The following is a 1029-nucleotide window of genomic DNA, read 5'->3' on the forward strand; positions in this document are numbered from 1 at the left end:
AGACCCCGCGGACCACCTGGAGCGTCACGTCCGCGCCGTCCCACCGGCCGTACGGGACGAGCACGCTGCCGCGCTGCCGGGCCCGGGCGGCCAGCCGGTTGGCGACCGAGGCGGAGACCGTGGTCGGCACGGCGGTGACCACCACGTCGACCCCGTCGATGAGCGCGGCGACGACGGTGGGCCACTCCGGCCCGGGGTTCGGCACCAGGGCGAGCCGGTCCAGGGCGATGCCGGCCTCGGCCGCCGCGCCCGCCCCGAAGGTGGGCACGCCGACCACGGCGCACCACGAGCCGGCCCGGGACGCCTCGGCGAGCAGGGCGAGGATCAGGGAGGTGGCGCCGCTGCGCCGGGGCTGGCCGGCGCCGACCGCGATGGTGCTGCCGCGCCGCAGCCCGCGGTTGGGCAGCAGCCCGGTCAGCTCGGGCCGGACGGGGAGCACCCGGTGGCCACCCGCCGGGTCGGGCGCGCTGGCCGGGCGTACCAGCTCGGCCAGGGCGGCGGAACCGACCACCATGCGGCCCGCCATCGGACCTACCCCCCGTCGTGTGTTCACCACGGGCACCGGCCCGTGGATGGTGCTTGGATCGTGCGGTGCGGGACGCGCGTGCGGCCCGGCGCGGCGTGTTCGCCGCCGCCGGGAGCGGCGCCCGGCCACCCGGGGTCCCGCCGGTGGTGGCCGGGCGCCGCGACTCAGGCGGCGGCTGCTCCGGGCTCCGGCGTGGCGTCAGGAACGCCGAGCCGGAGGGGCCGGTGCGGCTCGTCGAGCGCCGGTTGGTGTGCCAGGCCGAGCGCGGTCTCCACCACGGTCACGAACTCCTCGGCGGCACGGAGCAGGTCGTCGGCCTCCCGGGCGGTGACCACCCGGGGGATGCCGGCCTCGGCGGCGGCCCGCTTGCTGGCCCCGGCGGCGAAGTAGGCGGCCCACTCGTCCAGCTCGGGGGCGACGGCGGCGAGCAGCACCCAGACGCTGGTGATCCGGTTGCGCCGGGTCGGTGCGGGGCGGGCACGGGCGGCCAGCAGGGCGGCGGC

At 79.4% G+C, this 1029-nt stretch carries 2 protein-coding genes; both read right to left on the reverse strand.

The window, feature by feature from the left end; all coding sequences use genetic code 11:
- The coding region (locus F8274_RS30685; protein WP_151465890.1) for a hypothetical protein at positions 1–526 on the reverse strand (526 nt) is incomplete at its 3' end.
- Positions 527–690: 164 nt separating this feature from the next.
- The coding region (locus F8274_RS30690; RefSeq protein WP_151465893.1) for an SAV_6107 family HEPN domain-containing protein at positions 691–1029 on the reverse strand (339 nt) is incomplete at its 5' end.

Origin of the sequence: Micromonospora sp. AMSO31t (assembly GCF_008868175.1) — a bacterium.
Classification (GTDB): Bacteria; Actinomycetota; Actinomycetes; order Mycobacteriales; family Micromonosporaceae; genus Micromonospora.